This window comes from Streptomyces sp. NPDC007162 (assembly GCF_040634175.1).
Lineage (GTDB): Bacteria > Actinomycetota > Actinomycetes > Streptomycetales > Streptomycetaceae > Streptomyces.
Genome location: NZ_JBEYFC010000111.1, coordinates 1 through 21,777, shown reverse-complemented (window position 1 = coordinate 21,777; position 21,777 = coordinate 1). Strand labels below are relative to the sequence as shown.

13 protein-coding genes and 2 pseudogenes are annotated in these 21,777 nt (G+C 70.2%); 9 read left to right on the top strand and 6 right to left on the bottom strand.

From position 1 onward, the window contains the following. Window positions 1-19 precede the first annotated feature (19 nt). The 4 genes from ABZ646_RS15965 to ABZ646_RS15950 form a co-directional block, all read right to left on the bottom strand. Complete coding sequence (locus ABZ646_RS15965; RefSeq protein ID WP_360518522.1) at window positions 20-1,801, bottom strand: ABC transporter ATP-binding protein; 1,782 nt, start codon at window positions 1,799-1,801, stop codon at window positions 20-22. Then, window positions 1,798-3,573: an ABC transporter ATP-binding protein gene (locus tag ABZ646_RS15960; protein WP_360518519.1), complete on the bottom strand. Its 1,776-nt coding sequence runs from the start codon at window positions 3,571-3,573 to the stop codon at window positions 1,798-1,800. The genes ABZ646_RS15965 and ABZ646_RS15960 overlap by 4 nt, the downstream gene beginning before the upstream one ends. A gap of 187 nt (window positions 3,574-3,760) precedes the next feature. After that, entirely contained in the window at window positions 3,761-5,695 is a 1,935-nt protein-coding gene (locus tag ABZ646_RS15955) for a peptidoglycan recognition family protein (protein WP_360518516.1), read from the bottom strand. 245 nt (window positions 5,696-5,940) lie between these two features. Next, a complete protein-coding gene (locus tag ABZ646_RS15950; protein WP_360518513.1) occupies window positions 5,941-7,449 on the bottom strand; it encodes a M1 family metallopeptidase in 1,509 nt (502 codons plus the stop codon). Window positions 7,450-7,589: 140 nt separating this feature from the next. Here ABZ646_RS15950 and ABZ646_RS15945 point away from each other — a divergent pair, with 140 nt between their 5' ends. Then, window positions 7,590-9,188: a peptide-N4-asparagine amidase gene (locus ABZ646_RS15945; RefSeq protein ID WP_360518510.1), complete on the top strand. Its 1,599-nt coding sequence runs from the start codon at window positions 7,590-7,592 to the stop codon at window positions 9,186-9,188. A 167-nt stretch (window positions 9,189-9,355) separates the two neighbouring features. After that, window positions 9,356-10,738, top strand: coding sequence for a cation:dicarboxylase symporter family transporter (locus ABZ646_RS15940; protein ID WP_360518507.1), 1,383 nt, complete (start codon window positions 9,356-9,358; stop codon window positions 10,736-10,738). A 78-nt stretch (window positions 10,739-10,816) separates the two neighbouring features. Here ABZ646_RS15940 and ABZ646_RS15935 read toward each other — a convergent pair whose 3' ends face one another. Beyond that, window positions 10,817-11,269: a MarR family transcriptional regulator gene (locus ABZ646_RS15935; RefSeq protein WP_360518504.1), complete on the bottom strand. Its 453-nt coding sequence runs from the start codon at window positions 11,267-11,269 to the stop codon at window positions 10,817-10,819. Window positions 11,270-11,364: 95 nt separating this feature from the next. Between ABZ646_RS15935 and ABZ646_RS15930 the strand changes: the two genes are divergently transcribed. Together ABZ646_RS15930 and ABZ646_RS15925 are read left to right on the top strand one after the other, a co-directional pair. Next, window positions 11,365-13,185: an ABC transporter ATP-binding protein gene (locus ABZ646_RS15930; RefSeq protein WP_360518501.1), complete on the top strand. Its 1,821-nt coding sequence runs from the start codon at window positions 11,365-11,367 to the stop codon at window positions 13,183-13,185. A 94-nt stretch (window positions 13,186-13,279) separates the two neighbouring features. Then, window positions 13,280-15,613, top strand: a complete 2,334-nt coding sequence (locus ABZ646_RS15925; protein WP_360518498.1) for an AAA family ATPase — start codon at window positions 13,280-13,282, stop codon at window positions 15,611-15,613. A gap of 341 nt (window positions 15,614-15,954) precedes the next feature. Here ABZ646_RS15925 and ABZ646_RS15920 read toward each other — a convergent pair. Next, window positions 15,955-16,464, bottom strand: a pseudogene (locus ABZ646_RS15920) (XRE family transcriptional regulator); the annotation flags it as partial. A gap of 275 nt (window positions 16,465-16,739) precedes the next feature. Here ABZ646_RS15920 and ABZ646_RS15915 point away from each other — a divergent pair. From ABZ646_RS15915 to ABZ646_RS15895, 5 genes and pseudogenes are all read left to right on the top strand, one after another. Continuing rightward, window positions 16,740-17,636, top strand: a complete 897-nt coding sequence (locus ABZ646_RS15915; RefSeq protein WP_360518495.1) for a hypothetical protein — start codon at window positions 16,740-16,742, stop codon at window positions 17,634-17,636. 68 nt (window positions 17,637-17,704) lie between these two features. Further along, a complete protein-coding gene (locus ABZ646_RS15910) occupies window positions 17,705-18,076 on the top strand; it encodes a beta/gamma crystallin domain-containing protein (RefSeq protein ID WP_360518492.1) in 372 nt (123 codons plus the stop codon). Window positions 18,077-18,335: 259 nt separating this feature from the next. Next, complete coding sequence (locus ABZ646_RS15905; RefSeq protein ID WP_360518489.1) at window positions 18,336-18,698, top strand: beta/gamma crystallin domain-containing protein; 363 nt, start codon at window positions 18,336-18,338, stop codon at window positions 18,696-18,698. 637 nt (window positions 18,699-19,335) lie between these two features. Further along, window positions 19,336-19,866: pseudogene (locus ABZ646_RS15900) on the top strand (transposase); the annotation flags it as partial. An 11-nt stretch (window positions 19,867-19,877) separates the two neighbouring features. After that, window positions 19,878-21,623, top strand: coding sequence for an ISAzo13 family transposase (locus ABZ646_RS15895; protein WP_360518486.1), 1,746 nt, complete (start codon window positions 19,878-19,880; stop codon window positions 21,621-21,623). Window positions 21,624-21,777 lie beyond the last annotated feature (154 nt).

Below are 21,777 nucleotides of genomic sequence, written 5' to 3'. Positions count from 1 at the left end.
GACTCCGTTGCACGGCCGGTCAGCCGTGCCACGACCGCCACAGCGCCGCGTAGGCGCCGTCGGCCGCCACCAGCTCGTCATGGCTGCCCAGCTCGCTGATCTGGCCGTTCTCGACCACCGCGATGACGTCCGCGTCATGGGCGGTGTGCAGCCGGTGGGCGATGGCGACCACGGTGCGGCCGTCCAGGACGCGGGCCAGGGACCGCTCCAGATGGCGGGCCGCGCGCGGATCCAGCAGCGAGGTCGCCTCGTCCAGGACCAGCGTGTGCGGATCCGCCAGCACCAGCCGGGCCAGCGCGATCTGCTGGGCCTGCGCCGGAGTCAGCGCCACCCCGCCGGAGCCCACCTCGGTGTCCAGACCGTCGTCCAGGGCCCCCGCCCAGCCGTCCGCGTCGACCGCGCCCAGGGCCGCCCACAGCTCGGCGTCCTCGGCGTCGGTCCGGGCCAGCAGCAGGTTGTCGCGCAGGGAACCCACGAAGACGTGGTGTTCCTGGTTGACGAGGGCCACATGCGACCGGACCCGTTCGGCGGTCATCCGGGACAGCTCCGCGCCGCCCAGGGTGACCCGGCCGTCGCGCGGCGCGTAGATCCCGGCGAGCAGTCGGCCCAGGGTGGATTTCCCCGCGCCCGAAGGTCCCACCAGGGCCAGCCGGGTACCGGGGGCGACCGCCAGGGAGACCTCGCGCAGCACGTCGACGCCCGGCAGGTAGCCGAAGCGGACGTCGTCCGCGAGCACCTCGCGGCCCTCGGGAGCCAGCGAGCCGTCACCGGCGTCCGGTTCGATGTCCCGCACCCCGACCAGCCGGGCCAGCGACACCTGGGCCACCTGGACCTCGTCGTACCAGCGCAGGATCAGGTTCACCGGCTCGACGAGCATCTGGGCGATGAGCGCGCCCGTCGTCAGCTGGCCGATGTCGATCCAGCCCCTCAGCACGAAGAATCCACCGAGCAGCAGCACCGAGCCGAGGACCGTGGTGTGGGTGGCGTTGACCGCGGGGAACAGCACCGACCGCAGCCACAGGGTGTACCGCTCCCACGCCGTCCACTGGGTGATCCGGCGTTCGGACAGGGCGATGCGCCGGGCGCCGAGGCGGTGCGCCTCGACGGTGCGCCCGGCGTCCACGGACTCCGCGAGGGCGGCGGCCACGGCCGCGTAGCCGGCGGCCTCGGAGCGGTAGCCGGCCGGGGCCCGCTTGAAGTACCAGCGGCAGACGACCACCAGCAGCGGCACGGCCAGCAGCACGGCGGCGGCCAGCGCAGGTGCCGTGACGGCCAGCCCGCCGAGCAGCAGCACGACCCAGACCACGCCGATCGACAGCTGTGGCACGGCCTCCCGCATGGCGTTGGCCAGCCGGTCGATGTCGGTGGTGATCCGGGACAGCAGGTCGCCCGTGCCCGCCCGCTCCAGGACTCCCGGCGGGAGTCCGACCGAGCGGACCAGGAAGTCCTCGCGCAGATCGGCCAGCATCCGCTCCCCGAGCACGGCTCCGCGCAGCCGCACCTCGCGCACGAACACGGCCTGGACGGCGAGCGCGAGCCCGAACAAACCGATGGTCAGGCCCAGATGGAGTTCGCGGGCCCCGGCGGAGACCCGCTCGACGAGTGCGCCGAGCAGGTACGGGCCGACCATGGAGGCGACCACGGCCACCGCGTTGACGGCGACGAGGAGGGTGAAGGCCCGGCGGTGCCTGCGGAACAGTTCGGCCACGTAGGCGCGTACGGTCGCGGCGGCGCCGACGGGCAGGGTGGCGGCCGTCGTCGGGGCCGCCGGGTCGTAGGCCGGTGGTGCGACGCCGATCATGCGCTCTCCTCGATCTCTTCCAGCGCGCCGCACAGGGCCGCTTTCTCGGTCTCCCGGGTCACCACCGCCCGGTACCGCGGTTCGGCGTGCAGCAGTTCACGGTGCACGCCGACCGCCGTGACCTTGCCCTCGTGGACGAGGATGACCCGGTCGGCCCGGTCGAGCAGCAGCGGCGACGAGGTGAACACCACCGTGGTGCGGCCCGCCCGCACCGCGCGGATGCCCTCCGCGATCCGTGCCTCGGTGTGCGAGTCGACGGCGGAGGTGGGTTCGTCCAGGACCAGCACCTCGGGGTCGGTGAGCAGCGACCGGGCGAGTGCGAGCCGCTGGCGCTGCCCGCCCGACAGGGACCGCCCGCGCTCGGTGATCCGGGCGTCCAGCGGGTCGGTGACGTCCAGTGAGCCCTGGACCAGGGCGTCCAGCACGTCCGCGCACTGGGCGGCGGCCAGCGCGTCCTCGGCCCGCACGGCACCGGAGGCCGGTACGTCGAGCAGCTCGCGCAGTGAACCGGACAGCAGCACGGGGTCCTTGTCCTGGACGAGTACCGCGGTACGGGCGGCCGCCAGGGACAGTTCGTCGAGCGGTACCCCGCCGAGCAGCACGGAGGCGCCGGCCTCGGCGGGGTGGCCGCCCAGCCGTTCGGCGAGTCGTCCGGCCGCGTCGGGGTCGCCGCAGACCACCGCGGACAGGCGGCCCGCGGGGGCCAGCAGACCGGTTTCGGGGTCGTACAGGTCGCCGTCCGGCGCCGCGTCCGCGCGGGAGCCGCCGATGTCGGTGGCCCGTTCGAGACAGAGCACCCGCGCGGCGCGTTTCGCCGCGGGGCGCGAGAAGGAGTAGGCCATGGCGATCTCGGTGAAGTGCTGCAGCGGGTAGTTGAGGATCATGACCGCGCTGTAGACGGTGACCAGTTCGCCGACCGTGACGCGGCCCTGGCGGGCGAGCTGGACGCCGTGCCAGACGACGATGATCAGCAGCAGTCCGGGCACCAGCACCTGAATCGCGGAGATCAGCGCCCACATCCGGGCGCTGCGCACGGCGGCCCGTCGTACCTCCTGGGAGGCGCGGCGATAGCGGTCCAGGAAGAGGTCCTCACCGCCGATGCCGCGCAGCACGCGCAGTCCGGCGACGGTGTCCGAGGCCAGTTCGGTGGCGCGGCCGGCCTTGGTGCGCTGGAGGTCCGCGCACCGGGTGGCCCTGGGCAGCAGCGGGAGCACGGCCAGCGCGACCAGGGGCAGGCCGACGGCGACGACCCAGCCGAGGGCCGGTTGGTAGAAGAGCAGGCCGACGCCGACGGCGACGACGGTCAGCGCGGCCGCGGTGAAGCGGGAGACGGCCTCCACGAACCAGCCGATCCGCTCCACGTCGGCGGTGGAGACCGCCACCACCTCCCCGGCCGCCACCCGCCGGGTCAGCGCGGAGCCGAGCTCGGCGGCCTTGCGGGCGAGCAGTTGCTGCACGCGGGCGGCAGCGGTGATCCAGTTGGTGACGGCGGTCCGGTGCAGGAAGGTGTCGCCCACCGCGATCGCCGTACCGCACAGCACCAGCAGACCGCCGGTCAGCGCCAGCCTGGTGCCGGAGCGGTCGACGACGGCCTGGACGGCGGAGCCCACACAGAACGGCAGCAGGGAGACGGACACGAAGTGCAGCAGTCCCCAGGCCAGTGCCTTGAGCTGGCCGCCCAGCTGGTTCCGCCCCAGCCACCACAGGAACCGGGGACCCGAGCGTGCGTCGGGCACACCCGGATCGGCATACGGAAGATCTTGAATCTGCATGAGCTGTGACGTCCCAGCGGCTCGTGTCGGGGAGGGGGAATGGCGGTGACAAGCCGTGAAAGGTTCGCGCCGGTGCGTGCTCGAAATCAAACGGTTTTCCTGGTGGTCGGCCGGAACGCGTACAGCCGTAGGACACCACCCGGTCAGGGGGCCGGGTGGCGTCCTACGGCTGTACCTCGGTGCCGTCCTAGTGGGCCGGCGTGCCGTGCGTGTCCAGCAGGTCCACGTCGTTCGCCCTGACGTAGGCGAGCCGGTGGCCCAACTGGATCTCGTAGTACCTCTCGTGGCCCAGCACCACCGGCTGGGGTACGTCGGAGAAAGTCGACCTGTCGACGTAGGAACCGCCGACGCCGGACTGGGTCACGTACCGCTGGCCCGCCCGGATGGTGTAGGGCAGCGGTGCCTCTTCCTCCTCCTCGACCCCCTCCGGGTAGGCGTCCTCCTCCGGGAGGGCGCGCCCGAACGCCGGGATCTCCGCCAGACCCGCCTTCGGGGTCACCATGCGCCCGCTCGCACCGACGGCCGTCGGGTGCGCGGCGGGGTTCTTGAACCACGCCTTGCGGCCCTGGTACCAGATCGCCGTCCACTCGCCACTGCGGTCGGCGACGGCGAACGTCTGGCCGGTGGAGACGCGTGATCCGAGATCGCTGACGTCCTCCGTGGAGTCCTCGCCGTCCGGCCTGCGGCCCGGGTCCTGGATCAGCGGGGCGCTCTCGTCCGGCCGGGTGTACAGCCGGACGGCGCTGGAGCCGTGCGGCAGGCAGCGTCTGCCGTCGCCCTCGCACCCTGTGTAACGGGGCTTGTGGGTGGCGTAGTCCGGCAGGATCATCACCATCGGGCTGTCCGGACCGGCCGTCGCCTTCAGTGGGGCGCCGAGCAGGTCGAAGTAGTGCCGCCAGTCCCAGAAGGGACCGGGGTCCTCGTGCATCTCCGGGATGGAGTCGGTGGTCGGCGCCGGCACGTTGTCATGACCGAAGATGTGCTGCCGGTCCATCGGGATGCTGTACTTCTTCGCCAGGAAGCGCACCAGCCGCGCCGAGGACCGGTACATCTGCTCCGTGTACCAGGTCCCGGGGTGGGCGAGGAACCCCTCGTGCTCGACGCCGATCGAGCGGGCGTTCACGAACTTGCTGCCGGAGTGCCAGGCCTCGTCCTTCGTCCTGACGTGCTGGGTGATGTGGCCGTCGCTGGAGCGGACGGAGTAGTGCCAGGAGGCCTCGGTCGGATCCTGCACGGTCTTGAACATGTTCGGCAGGGTCGACTCGGTGTCGTGGATGACGATGTACTCGATCCGCTGGTCCCGGGGCCGGTCGGCGAGGTCGTGGTTGCCGTAGTCGCCGTCGTCGTCGATCTCCTCGTAGGGCGCGGCGAGCCAGTCGCAGGACAGCTCGGGAGGGCACTCGACGTTCTTCGGCCGCCGGGCCGCCGGCGGGCCGGGGTGCGCTCTGACGCCCGGGGAGGCGGGCAGGGTGACCTCCTGCCCCTCGGCGGTGGTCCGGTGCGCGCCCCGGCGGATCAGGCCGAAGACGTCGTCGGCGTAGGTGGCCGCCGCGGTCACGTCACGGGTGCCGGGGAAACGTTCCACCGCCTGCCACCAGTCCTCGGGGTGGGTACTGAGCGGTTTGCCGAGACGCCGTTGAGCGGCGGCCAGCAGCGCCGCGCCGCCGCGTACGTTGGCGACGGCGTCCGTCCGCAGCTGTCCGGCCGGGACCCGGATCAGCCGCGCGGCGCGTTCCAGGTTCGCGGGCTGCACGGCGTGGCCGACAGCGGTGAAAGCCGTCCCCGCGAGCGGGTCCTCGGGGCGGCCGCCCGGCGCCTGCGGGCCCGGCGCCGGAGCGGGGGCGGCGCCGTGGTCGGCGGCCATCAGGTGCATGGGACCGTAGCCGCCCGCGACGCTGGGGGTGCCCGGGTGGGAGTCCCAGCGCGACTGCATGTACGAGACGCTCATGAGCACACTGCGCGGCACGTGGAACTCGCGTGCGGCGTCCGTGAAGGCGTTCTGCAGGCGCTGGTCCTCGGTGTCGTCGGCGCCGGACGCCGGAAGGATCAGCAGTGGTGGCAGCAGCGCGGCCGTCGCGATCAGGCAGGCCGTCAGACGGCATGTCCGAAGGGCGCCGGGCACACGTGGAGCGACAGTTCTTCTCATACCAGAGGGTCTCCAACCGCTTGCTGAGGGTCTCCAACCACGCTCGTCGCAACCAGGGCAGAGGAGTTGCCCGTCATGTCACCCCTCGTACGTTTCCGTGCCCGGCGCGGCACGGCGCGCCGAACGTCAACCGGGTGGACCAGCGCTCCGCCCGAGGCCACCCGGTCGGCGGGCACCACCGCGGCATCCGGACGAGGGACGGGGGCCCCGTCGTCGTCCTCTCAGTCCTCGACCGGGTCCACGTGCCAGTCGGGGTGGCCGGGCATCGCGGGGGTGTCCGGGCCGTACAGCCAAGGGGTCAGAAACGACGTCAGATCCTCACCCGCGACCTCGGAGGCGAGCGCGACGAAGTCCCGGGTGCCTGCGGCGCGGCCCCGGTACCTGGTCACCCAGGTGCGCTCGATCCGGTCGAACGCCTCGTCACCGACCTTCTGACGCAGGGCGTACAGCACCAGCGCCGAGCCGTCGTAGCGCATCGCCTTGAAAAGCGTCGGCTCCGTGGGTTCGGCGGGCGCGCCGTCGTCGTGACGCCACTGGTCGTGCTGCTCGTACGCGGCCCGCATGGCGTCCGCCATGCTGACGCCGCCGTGCTCGGCGGAGTACAGCCTTTCGTAGTACCGGGCATGACCCTCACTCAGCCACAGGTCGGACCAGCGCCGGATGGCGACGCTGTCACCCGTCCAGTGGTGGGTCAGTTCGTGGACGAGGTTGCGTTCGGCGTCGACCGGGTCGCCCAGCAGGTCGTCCTTGGGCACGACGGACAGCGACTGCGTCTCCAGGGCCACCGGCAGGTCGGTGTCGCCGACGAGTACGCCGTAGCGGCGGAACGGGTACGGGCCGAGCCGCCGTTCCAGCCAGGCCAGCTGCTCCGGGGTGCGCGAGCGGGCGGCCCCGGTGTCCGCGACCAGGCCGTCCGGCACCACGTCCCGCAGGGGCAGCCCGTGCGGGCCCCTGCCGTCGGCGAACGTGAACCTCCCGATGGCCACCTGGACCAGCTGGGCCGCGATCGGTTCCTCGGAGTCGTACGTCCACCGCACCCGTCCGCCCGGCTGCCCGGTGCGGTCGACGAGCCGGCCGTTGGCCACCGCTCGCAGACCCGGCGGGGTGGTGATGCGGAAGGTGACCGGGGCGCGCAGGCTGGGGTGGTCGTTCACCGGGAAGACCAGCTTGGCGCCGTCGGGCTGAGCGTAGATCAGGGTGCCGTCGGGGGTGGGCACCCAGCCGTACTCCCGGATCGCGTCGCTCCGGTGCCGCCGCCCGGTCGGGTCGGCGGTGTACGTCACGCGGACGGTGAAGGCGCCACCGTGCGGGATCGGGTGCGCGGGTGTGACGACGAGTTCGTCCCCGTCGCGTACGGCGGTGGCCGGTGTGCCGTCGACGGTGACCCGGTGCAGGGTGTTGCCGGCGAAGTCCAGGTCGAAGCGGGACAGGTCCTGGGTGGCGGTGGCGGCGATGGTGGTACCGGCCGGGAAGGGTGTCCCGGGTGCCCGCCAGTCGAGATCGAGTGTGTAACGCCGGACGGTGTAACCGCCGTTGCCGTCCAGCGGCATGAGGGGATCGCCGATGCCGGGGTCGCCCGGGGCGGGGGCCAGGCCGGAGGGGCCGGGAGCGGGGGAGCGGTGGCCCGCACGCGGAAGGTCGGCGAGAACGGTGTCGCAGGTGAGGGCGACGGCCCCGCCGAGGGCGAGGGCCAGGGCCGCGCGGCGGACACGAGCGGTCGTGATCTGCATGGCAGCACTGTGGCAGCAGAGTCGGGTCATAGCACCATATGTCCATATCGGACGCGTCCGTGTGGAGTGCACGGTGGCGGTGTGGTCGTCGGCCGGTCTGCCCATTGCGGGCGGCCTGCAACTCCCCGTAGAACACCGGCATGAGAAGACGGATCGTCATGTCCATGATTGCCGGAGCGGCTCTCCTGGCGAGCGTGCTGCTCGGCACGGGTGCCCCGGCCGCCCGCGCGGCCGACGTCCCCGCCGAGTTCGGCACCGACTGGCACGACCCGGTCACCGCCGCACCGCCGGTGTCCGTGCCCGAGCATGCCAGGTCCTGCCGGGTCACGCTGGCGGAGACCCAGTTCCGCGACTTCACGCCCTACCGGGGCACGTACACACCCCCGCGCGGGTGCGGCGACCGCTGGAGCAAGGTGGTGCTGCGGCTGGACGGCAAGGTGAAGGGCCGTCAGTACGACCGTCTCGGCTACCTGCACGTCGGCGGTGTCGAGGTACTGCGCACCTCCACCCCCGAGCCCTCCCCGGACGGCATCGAGTGGCACGTGGAGAAGGACGTCACCCGCTACAGCGACACCTTCCGCGGCGCCCAGGACGTCGAGATGCTCATCGGCAACGTCGTCGACGACACCTACACCGGCGTCATCGACGTCAAGGTCACGCTCACCTTCTACGCGGGACGCCCCGAGACCACGCCCCCCGACAAGGTGCTCACCCTCACCGACGGCGGCACCACCCTCACCACCCCGCGCAACAGCGAACGCATCGTCGCCGAGGTGTACGCCACCGGGTCCGGCGGCGGCTGCGAGGAGTTCTGGTACCTGACGGTGGCCGATCCGGCGTCGTACTCCTGCAAGGCGGACAAGGGGCCCTACCGGGAGGTGCAGATCGAGGTCGACGGACGACCGGCCGGAATTGCCACGCCGTTCCCGAACGTGTGGACCGGCGGCTGGTCCAACCCCTTCCTCTGGTATGTCGTCCCGGGCCCCCGGGCCTTCGACGTCAAGCCGATCGAATACGACCTGACCCCGTTCGCCGGCCTCCTGAACGACGGCCGCCCGCACCGGGTCGAGGTCTCGGTGGCCGGAGTGCCCGAGGGGCAGGCCGGCTGGAGCACCCCGGTGAACGTCCTGGTCTGGCAGGACGCCCACCGCGCCCATGTGACCGGGAGGCTCACCGGGACCACCGCCTCCGAGCCCGTCAACTCCTCGGTCTACCAGCCGGGTGCGGGGGAGTACCGGGTCGACACCGATGCCGGGCACCGGCTCACCGTCTCCGGATACGTCGACACCTCGCACGGCCGGGTGACCACCACCGTCAGCCGGACGCTCGCCAACACCTCCGTGCACCGCTGGAACGACGGCGAGACGGCCGACGCCCTCGACGCCACCTGGACGGACGACCAGAGTGTCACCGTGCGGGCGGGCGGAGCGCCGCGGACGACGCGCACCCGACTGACGTACACGATGAACGGCGCCACCACCATCGGCACGGACAACCGGCTGCGCACCGAACTCGCCCTCGGCGACCGGGCGGCGGTCGTCCGGCCCCGAGGCGGCTGGTCGCGGTCGGACGACTCCTACCGCGGTGACGCCTCCTACCTCCTGGACGTGCCCCGCGACCAGCGGCACGCGGTCGGTACGTCCAGCGAGCGCTACCGGCTGTACGGGCCGGACGAGTGCTACGACCGCTCGCTGGCCACCGCGCAGGGGATGCTGACGGAGGACCACAGCGGCTGCTGAGCCGACGGGAGTGCGATGCGTCACCCGGCACGGGATTTACCTGGCTGACACACCGCGGTTTCGGACAGGAGCAAAAAGGCCTTCAGAGTGATCGCACGGAATCCGCTTTCCGTATCGCAGAAGTCCCGCTCGGCTTCCGCGAGTCGACACCCCCACAAGGAGTGCCCGTGCCGCAGTCCGTACCGTCCCTGCCGCGACGCGTCGCACGCATGCTGCGTACCTCTCTGTTCGCGCAGGTCGCCTGCGCGCTCGTGCTCGGAATCGTCGTCGGGAGGCTGTGGCCCGGCTTCGCCGCGGACCTCCAGCCGCTCGGCGACGGATTCACCCGGCTCATCAAGACGATCATCTCCCCACTGGTGTTCTGCGTGGTCGTCGTCGGCATCGCCAGGGCCGGTGATCTGAAGGCCTTCGGGCGGATCGGGCTCAAGGCGCTGATCTGGTTCGAGGTGGCGAGCACGCTCGCGCTGGTCGTCGGACTCGTCGCCGCCAACGTCGTCCAGCCCGGCTCCGGCCTGCACGTCGACCCGGCCACGCTGAGCGCCAAGGCGGTCGACGCGAAGACGGGCGGCGGGGCGCTGCCGTCCACGACGGAGTTCGTCCTCGACGCCCTGCCGACCAGTTTCATAGGCGCCTTCGCCGAGAACTCCCTGCTCCAGGTGCTCGTGCTGGCCTGTCTGGTGGGCGCGGCCCTGCTGCACCTCGGGAACACCAGGGTGCCGCAGGTGCTGCCGGCCGTCGAGCAGGCCCAGGAGATCATCTTCGCGATCGTCGGCTTCGTGATGCGCCTCGCCCCGATCGCCGTCTTCGGCGCGATGGCCGTCCTGATCGGCCAGTACGGGCTCGGCGTGATCGAGACCTACGCCAAGCTGATCGTTCTGTGCTACGCGGCCGCCGCGTTCTTCGTCGCCCTGCTCGGCGTCGCCCTCAAGGCGCTGACCGGGCTCAGTCTCTGGCGGTTCGTCCGCTACATCCGTGCCGAACTGCTGCTCGCGCTCGGCACCGCCTCCACGGAGTCCGTGCTGCCGCGTGTGATGCAGAAGCTGCGCACGGCGGGCGCGCGGGACGACGCGGTCGGCCTGGTGCTGCCCACCGGCTACTCCTTCAACCTCGACGGCGCCTCGCTCTACCTCTCCATCGGCACCCTGTTCATCGCCCAGGCTGTCGGCGTCCACCTGAGCCCAGGGCAGCAGATCACCGTCGTCCTGGTGCTGATGCTCACCAGCAAGGGCATGGCGGGCATCCCCGGCTCGGCCTTCCTCGCGCTGTCCGCGACCGCCTCCTCGCTCGGTGCGATCCCGGCCGGCGCCGTCGCCCTGCTGCTCGGCGTCGACCGCATCATGGACTCGATGCGTGTGGTCACCAACCTGCTCGGCAACTGCGTCGCCGTCTTCGCCGTCTCCCGCTGGGAGGGCGCGCTGGACGTCGAGCGGGCGAAGAAGGTGCTGGGTGGTGAGGTGGAACTGGAGCTGGAGTCGGCCACGGAGCCAGAGCTGGAGTCGGCCAAGGAGCAGGAGCTGGCGCCCGTCAAGGAGCCGGTGCTCGACCGCTGACCGACGGCCGCACTGCTCCAGGCGACCCCAGGCGGCTCCCTTTCCGGGCATTCCGGGAGGGAGCCGCTTCGGCGTGCCTCAGCAGTGCCTGGCCGCCACCGGGCCGTCGACCAGCGTGTCCAGCAGCCCGCCCAGAGCCTCCCGCTGCTCCGGCGACAGCGGCGCCAGGATCTCCGCGGCCGCGGCTTTCCGGGCCGCGTGCAGCTCGCGCAGGGTCGCGTGCCCCTGGTCCGTGATCTCGATCCGGGTCACCCGGCGGTTCGTCGGATCCGGCACCCGGCGCACCTTTCCGCTCGTCTCCAGACCGTCGACCAGCGTCGTCACCGCGCGCGGCACCACTTCGAGGCGCTCGGCGAGATCGGCCATGCGCGGGGGCGCGTCGTAGTGCGCGAGGGTGCGCAGCAGCCGGGACTGGGCCGGCGTGACACCCAGATCGCGCGCCTGGAGGTGGTGCTTCTGGATGCGCCACACCCGGCGCGTGAGCCGCAGCAGCTGTTCGGCGAGCGGGCCGTCGGGATCGGGGATGCTCATACGGGAACAATATCAGGACCATGTTCATTGTGAGTATAGGTAACAGTGAGCTATCCTCCGTGAGTCCGCACTCACCGCACCCATCCGTAGGAGCCATGCCCCGAGACGAGATCAACTGGACCCCCGACGGCGCTTCGGCCGGGCAACCCCGCCAGGTGCGCCGCATCCTCGCCCTCTTCCGCCCCTACCGCGGGCGCCTCGCCGTCGTCGGCCTGCTGGTCGGTGCCGCCTCGCTGGTGTCGGTCGCCACCCCCTTCCTGCTGAAGGCGATCCTCGACACCGCGATTCCGCAGGGCCGCACCGGACTGCTCAGCCTGCTCGCGCTGGGCATGATCCTCAGTGCCGTCCTCACCAGCGTCTTCGGCGTCCTCCAGACGCTGATATCCACCACCGTCGGCCAGCGCGTCATGCACGACCTGCGCACCGCCGTGTACGGCCGGCTGCAGCGCATGTCGCTCGCCTTCTTCACCCGCACCCGCACCGGCGAGGTGCAGTCCCGCATCGCCAACGACATCGGCGGCATGCAGGCCACCGTCACCTCCACCGCCACGTCCCTGGTCTCGAACCTGACCAGCGTGGTCGCCACCGTCGTCGCCATGATCGCCCTCGACTGGCGGCTCACCGTCGTCTCCCTGGTGCTGCTCCCGGTCTTCGTGTGGATCAGCCGCCGGGTCGGCAGCGAACGCAAGAAGATCACCACCCAGCGCCAGAAGCAGATGGCCGCGATGGCCGCCACGGTCACCGAGTCGCTCTCCGTCAGCGGCATCCTGCTCGGCCGCACCATGGGCCGTGCCGACTCGCTCACCGCCTCCTTCGCCGACGAGTCCGAGCAGCTCGTCGACCTGGAGGTGCGGTCGAACATGGCAGGCCGCTGGCGGATGGCCGTGATCACGATCGTGATGGCCGCGATGCCGGCCGTCATCTACTGGGCGGCGGGGATGGCCCTCCAGATGGGCGGCCCGCAGATCTCGCTCGGCACCATCGTCGCCTTCGTCTCCCTCCAGCAGGGCCTGTTCCGCCCGGCCGTGAGCCTGCTGGCGACCGGCGTCCAGATCCAGACCTCCCTCGCGCTCTTCCAGCGCATCTTCGAGTACCTCGACCTGCCGATCGACATCACCGAACAGGCCGAGCCCGTCCACCTCGACCGGGTGAAGGGCGAGGTCCGCTTCGAGAAGGTCGAGTTCCGGTACGACGAGCACGACGACAAGGTCGCCCCCGTCCTCGACGGCGTCGACATCACCGTCCCGGCCGGCGGCAGCCTGGCCGTCGTCGGACCGACGGGCGCGGGCAAGTCCACGCTCGGCTACCTGGTTCCACGGCTCTACGACGTCACCGGCGGGCGGGTCACCCTCGACGGCGTCGACGTCCGTGACCTCGACTTCGACACCCTCGCCCGCGCGGTCGGCGTCGTCTCCCAGGAGACGTACCTCTTCCACGCCTCGGTCGCCGACAACCTGCGCTTCGCCAAGCCGGACGCCACCGACGAGGAACTGCACGCGGCGGCCCGCGCGGCGCAGATACACGGGCACATCGCTGCCCTGCCCGACGGTTACGACACGATCGTGGGCGAGCGCGGTCACCGCTTCTCCGGTGGTGAGAAGCAGCGGCTGGCCATCGCGCGCACCATCCTGCGCGACCCCCCGGTCCTGATCCTCGACGAGGCGACCAGTGCGCTGGACACCCGCACCGAACGCGCGGTCCAGGACGCCATCGACGCGCTGTCGGCCAACCGTACGACGATCACCATCGCCCACCGCCTGTCCACGGTGCGGGGCGCCGACCAGATCGTGGTCCTCGACTCCGGGCAGGTGGCCGAACGGGGCACGCACGAGCAACTGCTGGAACTCGACGGTCGGTACGCGGCCCTGGTGCGCCGGGACGCCCGGCTGGAGACGGCGGGGCAGCCGGCGGCGTGAGGACGGGGCTCCGTCGACAAGCGGAAGATATGCCGGGTTTGTGAGTGTATGCGGGCTAATGTGCCCGCACGTGTTTCCAGCGGAGAAGCAGAGGTTGGACAGCTCGTTAGGGACGCTGGTGCGGCGGCTTCGGCATGCCGCCCACATGACCATCGAGGAGTTGTCGAACGCGTCCGGGGTAAGCGTGCGGGCGATCGGCAACCTGGAGCGCGGTGAGAGCCTCGGGCCGCAGCGGGCCACCATGACCGCGCTCGCGGACGCGCTGCGGCTGACCGGCGAGGGTCGTGAGGAGCTGCTGCGGACCGCCCGCGTCGGTCGGCGGCGCAGCCCGGCACCGGCCCCGGAACTGATGGCGATGCCCCGCGGGGTGTCCGACTTCACCGGCCGTAGCCAGGAGGCGGAACGGCTGGCCTCGCTCGCGGACGGTGCGCCGGACGGATCGGCGCCCATCGTCGTGATATCGGGTCAGCCGGGGGTCGGCAAGACAAGCTTGGCCGTGCACGCCGTCACCGAGCTGTCGCACCGCTTCCCCGACGGGTACTTCTTCGTCGACCTGCGTGGCCTCGAAGCCCGGCCGCTGGACCCCGGCATCGTCCTGGAACGGCTGATCCGCACCCTGGAGCCGGCCCGCAGCCGGCTGCCGATGGACCTGGGCGACCGGGCGGCCCTGTACCGGTCCGTGGTGGCACAACGCCGGATCGCAGTGGTGCTGGACAACGCGGCGGACGAGGCCCAGGTACGTCCCCTGCTGCCGGCGACCGGCGCGGTCATGACCGTGATCACCAGTCGCCGGATGCTCACCGGTCTGGAGGGGGTGACCCGGCTCCCGCTGCCGCCACTGCCTGACGCTGACGCTCGCGGTCTGCTGGAGCGCCTGATCACGGGCCTGCCCGAAGCCAGCCGTACCGCCGACGCGGTGTCGCGACTGGCACAGTCCTGCGGCAACCTCCCGCTGGCCCTGCGGATCGTCGGCAACCGCCTGGCCAGCCGCCCCGACTGGTCACCCGACCGGCTCGCCGCCCGGCTCGAGGACGAGGAACGCCGTCTGGACACACTGACCGCCGGCGACCTGGAGGTCACCGCGGCTTTCGACCTGTCCTACACGCAGCTGTCCGGCGCCGCGCAGCAGCTCTTCCGGCGCCTGTCCCTGATGCCGGGACCGCACTGCGGCCCTCAACTGGCCTCCGTGCTGGCAGGGCTGCCGAACGCCGGTACGGAGGACGCCCTGGACGAATTAGTCGAGTTCGGCCTGGTCCAGTCGGGGTTCGCTGCGCGTTACCGGCTGCACGACCTCATCCGGATCTTCGCCCGGCGGCGACTGGAGCAGGAAGAGCCCAAGGACGAGCACGCCGCCGTCGAAGCGCAGGCGGTGGACTGGCTGCTGGACACGGCGATCGTGGCCGGCCGCCGGTTCGACCCGGACTACGCGGCGGCTCTCCCTGACCACCGGGACGACCGCATGCGGCTGGACACCCCCGAGGCAGCACAGCAGTGGCTGATGACCGAGGCCGACAACTGGCTTGCCGCGCTGGAACTGGCTGCCGCCACACGGCAGTGGCGACGCGTGGTCGACGTGGCCGAGGCCATGCACTGGTTCTCCGACCGCTGGATCCACTGGGGTTACTGGCCCCGGGTGTTCGCCCTGTCCAGCAACGCCGCCGCCGAACTGGCCGACCACTCCGCCGCGGCGACCCATCTGAACTACCTCTCCTGGGCACACAACACCTGCCTCGGTGACACCGCGGGGGCGGCCGACTGCGCCCGCCGGGCCCACGCGGAAGCGGTCACGGCCGGGGACCTGCGACTGCAGGCGTGGGCCGACTCGTACCTGGCGGTGGCGCTGTTGAAGGCCGGGGACGCCCACGGCGCCCTGCCGATGGCCGCGCGGGCGATGCGAGGGTTCCGCGCCGTGAACGACCGCGAAGGCATGGTGATGCACGCACTGTCCGTCCTGGGCAGGGCACTCGAGCGCACCGGGAAGCCCGACCACGCTCTGCGGGCCCACCAGCGAAGGCTCGCGCTGGCATCCGACCCGGCCACGGCGCCGTCACCTGTGATCGCGGAAATGACACGGGTATCGGCGGCACGCGACATCGGCCTGCTGCACCTCGCGCAGGGCCGGTATCGGGACGTGGTCGACACACTCGAGCCGGCCGTCACCTGGGAACCGGCGTCGAACATTCCGCAGTGGCAGGCGCAGATGTACGTTACGCTCGGCCGGGCGCGCCACGAACTGGGCGAGAACCAGGGCGCCTTGGCCGACATGGACCGCGCCCTCTCGATCTACCGGCACATCGGCGACGACAACACGGCACAGACCGTCCAAGCCCTGCGCAACAGCGTGAACCCGGCCCCGGAGACCTCCTCCGCGCCGACTACCACGGGTGTGCGGACCAGCAGTGGATACTGGCGCGGATCAAGACGCTGATCGGGCTCGGACAGCGGCAGACGTTCCGGGACTTGGTCGGTTGGGCGTTTGTGGAGTACGGGCACGTACGCCCACCAGTCGAGCGGCCCGCATGCAGGATCCGTCAGAACGCGTGCGTCAGCGTCAGGCAGTGGTGACAGCCGCAGCCGGGCGACCCCCTCCAAGCCGGTCAGCGTCCGGCGGCTGGTGATCACCGTCATGGCCGCGCCGGTCGCCGGCAGCAGCGGACGTACCTGGGCCTCGTCCGCCGCGTTGTCCAGCACCACGGCGAAGCGGCGCCCGGCCGCCACGGACCGGTACACAGCCGCCCGGTCGCCAAGGTCGAGCGGCAGCCGGCGATGGGATGGCGCCAGGGCACGGATGAGCCGTTCGAGAACAACCGCGGGGTCTAACGGACGTGTCTCCAAGCCGCGCAGGTCGGCGAAGAAGCACCCGTCGGGAAAACGGTGCGACAGCTCGGTGACGGCGTGCACAGCCAAGCTGGTCTTGCCGACCCCGGGCTGTCCCGAGAGCACGACGATGGGCGCCAGCCCATCCGGCCCACCGTCCGCGAGCGAAGCTAGCCGGTCCACCTCCTGACTGCGGCCGGTGAAGTCGGGCACCACACGCGGCATCGCCAGCAAACCCGGGGCCGGAGCCGTGCTGCGCCGCCGACCGCCGCGGGCAGCCCGCAGCAACGCGTCACGACACTCCCCGGTCAACCGCAGTGCGTCCGCGAGTGCAGTTACCGTGGCCCGCTGCGGCCCAGGGCTCTCACCGCGCTCCAGATTGCCGATCGCCCGCATGCTTACCCCGGAAGCATGCGATAACTCCTCGATGGTCATGTGGGCGGCATGTCGCAGCTGCCGCACGCACGTCCCGAACGAGTGCTCCAACGTCCACTCCCCTGCCAACTGCGTGCAGGCATCTCGTACCTGCAGTACTTCTGCCTACTGTTTTGCCTGGAGGTCAAACATGAAGCGGAGTTCACTTGTTGAGTCGCCCAATCGGGTGGCGGAAGTCCGACGCCCGAGCGTCCGACGACGGGCGTTGGAGCGGTAGCACCAGCACATGGACTTATGAGTCAGTGGCTCTCACTGGCCGGGGGGGCGGACCTCGCCCCTGCTCCCGGGAAGGCAAACCCAGCATGGTCTCAGCCCAAGTCACTACCGCCGCAAGGCAGAGCATCCTGCCCGTCGTTGGTGTGGTGGTCGCCGCCGGTCTGCTGGCCGCCGGCTGCTCCACCGGTCGGACCGGTAGTGGTGCCCAAGTGACTCCGCCACCCATCGGGGCCGCACCGACAGCGCCTGTCACCGGATACGACGGACTGATCCAGCTGCCGCTGTCCGCCTACGGCACCTCCGAGCAGGACGACCTCGTGCTGTACCGGACAAACGAAGCGCTGATCACCCGGTGCATGAAGAGCCGGGGACATACAAGCTATGCAAGCCAGAACATGACCGGGACCGCGACGAAAACGCACCAGGAAAAGGAAGCGACCCGTCCGGCCGGCGCCTGGGGCTACATCGGTGCTGCGACGGCCAAGCACAGCGGGTTCCACATCGCGGTACCGCTCAAAACCGCCAAAGGCCCGACCGGCCGGGCATTGAAAGACTACAACGCCTGCTGGGGCCAGGCGAACAAGCAACTACCGTCTCTCGCCGACACCCCAGGCGGGAAACTCGTCCGAGATCTGTTCAATCAGTCGTTCCAGCTGGCGGGCGCAGACAGCCGGGTCGGTGCCGCCCGTAAGCGCTGGTCAGCCTGTATGAACACCGCCGGGCACCCGGCTGACGCTCCCGAGAAGCTGGCCGGCGACCGCTGGGACACGGACAAGCCGACCTCGAACGAGATCGCCACGGCCACCGCTGATGAGTCCTGTACCCGCTCATCACAGCTCGCCGCCGTCTACTTCACCGTCCTTGCCGGATCCCAGCGGCAGCTCATATCCGCCAACATCACGGTCCTGACCGGCTACCAGAAACAGGTCCAGAAGCAGATGGATCAGGCGGCACACTTGCTTTCCGCCACTGCAACGACCTGAATCACACCCTCACCCTAGACTCCGGGCGGAATCCCGGTCCCAGTAGCAACAAGAAACAGGGAGCCAGTATGAAGTACAGTCTCAAACGTGTTGCCGTGTCCGCCCTGACGACCCTCGCGGCAGCGGGCTCACTCACCGTCGGCGCCACATCCTCAGCGTCCGCGATCGATAGAGTCGACTGCGGCCCGAGTGACTACCTGTCCCTCGCACTGCATGGGGGGGCCGATTCTTGGCAAGATTGTTTCGCCAACGCCGGAACGTACTACGTCGGGGATCCTCAGGTTAATACCTGGTGTACTCAGATCTCGACGGGTAATAACGTCGTCAGGTGGTACGGAGACGGCAGGTGGCAGCCCGACCAGCCGATCGGCAAGTGGACCCTATACATCTGGCCGAACCACCCGGGCGGGGTCAGCATCGATTCGGTTGCTATCTACTGAACCACCGGTGATCTCGGAGACGGCGCCCCCTCCGGGCGCCGTCTCCGATCCCGCACGGCGCTCGCCGAGGCCCGGCTCGCCCGAAGAGTGAGAGCCGCCGACTCGCCGAGTCCATCATAGGCAAGGGGTTGATCGCCTTGGCCTGGCCAACTAACCGGAGAACTGTTGTCGGCCCATCCGGAGAAGTGTTGTCCGTCAACCTGGAGATTACCTGCTCGCCCACCTCGAACTCCATGACTGTTGAAGAAAGGGGACCTGCATGAAATACAGTGTCAAACGGGTAGTCCTGTCCGCTCTGACGACCCTCGTCGCGGCGGGCTCACTCACCGTCGCCGCCACATCCTCAGCGTCCGCGATCGATGAGGTCCCGTGCGGCCCGAGTGACTACCTGTCCCTCGAGCTGCATAATACGGGCGGCCAATGGTGGACCGACTGTTTCGCCAACGCTGGAGCCACAATGACCTCGGGCTCGTGGGTTACCCAGATCTCGACCGGTAATAACGTCGTCCAGTGGTACGGAGACGGCAGGTGGCAGCCCGACCAGCCGATCGGCAAGTGGACCACATACATCTGGCCGAACAACCCGGGCGGGGTCAACATTAGCGAGGTTCAGATCTTCTGAACCACTGGCGATTTCGGGGACGGCGGCCATTTCAGGCGTGGTCCCCGAAATCGTACGGCCACTCGTCACGGCCGACGAGGAGCAAGGTTCGGGCGCTCACGGGGCTCATTCGATTCTGGATTTGGCTGATCCCGGTTCCTGGCTGGCTGAAGGACGCACCGGACGACACCAGTGGTATGACGCTCGCCGAACTGACGACGCCGTGCGCAAACCGATCGAGGTCCGCGGCCAGTGGGGACAGCCGACGTGGTCACTGTCCTCGCCAGCTGTGACCGCCGACCGATTCGGCGGCGAGCGCGGTAGCGGGAGCGCGGTTTTCGCAGCTACTGAAGCATCCCACCGCTCTACTGCGGTTTCCTCTAACTAACACCTCTGATGGGCCGTCGGGGTATGTACAGGACACGATCCCGGTCCGTCCGCACTGCCCGTGACCGACCTTCGGTTCACCGCCCAGGCGGGACGCGCCCGCCGCCCGCGGGCCATCCCGAGCTGGTCCTGCTGCACCTCCGCCCTAGCCTCGCGCTTTCGCGAGGTGGAGTGTCCGAGGCTTGATCAAATAAGCGGAGAGTGCTCCTGACCTGCAACGATGGGACTTGTCTAGGGTCCTGTTGGCTGCAGGGGAAGAAGCACTCTCCAGGTGAAGAAGCGTATCGGGTCGTACCCGCGTGTCCGCATCGAGGGCGGCGGGCGGGCGGTGGTCTCGCAGGCCGGGGGTGTGCTGCTGGTCGAGACCGTCCGCAAGGCCGGTCTGGACACCGCGATATCAGCGGCGCTGACGCCGTGGCGGAAGGCTCGGGCGGTGCACGATCCGGGCAAGATCTTGCTGGACGTGGCCCTGGCGGTCGCGCTGGGCGGGGACTGCCTCGCGGATGTCGGCATGCTGCGGGCCGAGCCGGCCGTGTTCGGGCCGGTGGCCTCCGACCCGACGGTCTCCCGCCTCATCGACACCCTTGCCGCCTCCGGGGAGAAGGCCCTGCGGGCCATCCGTGCCGCGCGAGCTGAAGTCCGCCGCTGCGTCTGGCAGTTGGCTGACCGGAAAGCGCCTGATGCGGGCGGGACGGTGACCGTCGACCTCGACGGGGTGCTGGTGATCGCGCATTCGGACAAGGAGGACGCCGCACCGACGTGGAAGAGGACCTACGGTCACCACCCGCTGATGGGGTTCGTGATCAACTCGCTGTGAAGTTCCGGGTGTTGTTCCCGCATCTGGACGAGCGGCAGCGGCGGCTGCTGATGGGCGCCGAGGCCCGGATCCTGGGACATGGCGGTGTCCGCGCGGTCGCGAGGGCGGCCCAGGTAAGCGAGACGACGGTCCGCAAGGGTGTGGACGAGCTGGAGGCCGGCGAAGAGCCGTTGGGCCGGGTACGGAAGCCCGGCGGTGGGCGGAAGAAGGCCGTGGAGCTTGATCCGGGGCTGCGGCCCGCGCTGCTGGCGCTGGTGGAACCTGACGAGCGGGGCGATCCGATGTCGCCGCTGCGCTGGACGGTGAAGTCGACCAGGAACCTCGCGGCCGAACTCACCCGTCAGGGGCACAGGGTGAGCGCGGACACGGTCGGGGACCTGCTGCGTCAGGAGGGCTTCAGCCTGCAGGCGGGCTCCAAAACCCTCGAGGGCAAACAACACCCAGACCGTGACGCCCAGTTCCGCTACATCAACGAGCAGGCCAGACAGCACATGGGCGCCGGCCAGCCGGTGATCAGCGTGGACACGAAGAAGAAGGAACTCATCGGCGACTACAAGAACGCGGGCCGTCAGTGGCGGCCCGAGGGTGAGCCGGTACTGGTCAAGACGCACGACTTCCTGGACCGGCAGGGACCGGGCAAGGCGATCCCGTACGGGATCTACGACGTCGCCGCGAACACTGGTTGGATCAGCGTCGGCACTGATCACGACACCGCCGCGTTCGCTGTCGCCTCCATCCGCCGGTGGTGGCAGGCCCGCGGTCGGCACGACTACCCGGCCGCGGCTCGTCTGCTGATCACTGCGGACGCAGGCGGGTCCAACGGCTACCGCACCCGCGCCTGGAAGACTGAACTCGCAGCTCTGGCCGCCGAGACGGGCCTGGATATCACGGTCTGCCACATGCCGCCGGGCACCTCGAAGTGGAACAAGATCGAGCACCGGTTGTTCTCCCACATCTCCATGAACTGGCGCGGCCGCCCACTGACCAGCCACGACGTCATCGTGAACAGCATCGCGGCAACCACCACCCGCACCGGGCTGACCGTCCACGCCGAGCTCGACCCGGGCACCTACGACACCGGCATCAAGGTCACCGACAGCGACATCGACGCCCTGCCCATGCACCGGCACCGCTTCCACGGCGACTGGAACTACACCCTCCACCCTCAGCCTCGCGACACCGCCAGCGCGGCCGGTGAAACCGAGAGCCCGCGATCAGGCGCCCCATTTCTGCCGCCCTTCACCGGGTGTCTGCGCAGCCCGGAGCTGACCGGCATGCCCGAACCGGCGCTGGACGAAGTCGTCGACCAACTGGCTCAGGCACTGGATGAGTTACGTGAGCCAGGACGGCTCCGGCAGAGAAGAGGCGAGCGCATCCGTGCTCGCGGCGCCGGGGCCAAGGACAAGCTGACCACCGCTGACAGAGTCTTGGCCACCGTGCTCTACCTGCGCAAACTCGGCACCCGAGACCTGCTCGCCCACCTCTTCGAAGTCAACGGCAGCACTTTCACCAGAGCCGTTCACCAAGTCCAGCCCCTCCTAGCCGAACACGGCTACACCATTCCACCCTCGACGGCCAGGTTCCGCACGCCCGCTGACGTCACCGCGTTCCTTGCCCCGCCTGGTACCCGGATCGAGAATGGTTCGAGCCGCACCGGGCCTGGGCAACAGACTGACGCCCGCCACCGCCCGACCGAAGCCGAGTTCGAGCTCTCCGGGACCTGGCCCGGACCTTCTACATGATGCCCGTCCACTGCCACGGCCTACTTGCAACTCGGCCCCGGAGACAATCCACACGGTACTGCGCCTCAGCGTGCCACTCCGGCTGTGCAGCGGCGTACTGGGCGGCGTACGTCGCCATTCGCAGTTCCCTCGCCCCAGCGAGGAGTTCGTAGCC

What these genes read in the sequence shown, in the direction of transcription:
- ABZ646_RS15915 (WP_360518495.1), top strand. Translation starts at nt 16,740, where the DNA reads ATGGTCTCAGCCCAAGTCACTACCGCCGCAAGGCAGAGCATCCTGCCC.
- ABZ646_RS15905 (WP_360518489.1), top strand. Translation starts at nt 18,336, where the DNA reads ATGAAATACAGTGTCAAACGGGTAGTCCTGTCCGCTCTGACGACCCTC.
- ABZ646_RS15950 (WP_360518513.1), bottom strand. Translation starts at nt 7,449, where the DNA reads ATGCAGATCACGACCGCTCGTGTCCGCCGCGCGGCCCTGGCCCTCGCC.
- ABZ646_RS15935 (WP_360518504.1), bottom strand. Translation starts at nt 11,269, where the DNA reads ATGAGCATCCCCGATCCCGACGGCCCGCTCGCCGAACAGCTGCTGCGG.
- ABZ646_RS15965 (WP_360518522.1), bottom strand. Translation starts at nt 1,801, where the DNA reads ATGATCGGCGTCGCACCACCGGCCTACGACCCGGCGGCCCCGACGACG.
- ABZ646_RS15945 (WP_360518510.1), top strand. Translation starts at nt 7,590, where the DNA reads ATGAGAAGACGGATCGTCATGTCCATGATTGCCGGAGCGGCTCTCCTG.
- ABZ646_RS15960 (WP_360518519.1), bottom strand. Translation starts at nt 3,573, where the DNA reads ATGCAGATTCAAGATCTTCCGTATGCCGATCCGGGTGTGCCCGACGCA.
- ABZ646_RS15930 (WP_360518501.1), top strand. Translation starts at nt 11,365, where the DNA reads ATGCCCCGAGACGAGATCAACTGGACCCCCGACGGCGCTTCGGCCGGG.
- ABZ646_RS15910 (WP_360518492.1), top strand. Translation starts at nt 17,705, where the DNA reads ATGAAGTACAGTCTCAAACGTGTTGCCGTGTCCGCCCTGACGACCCTC.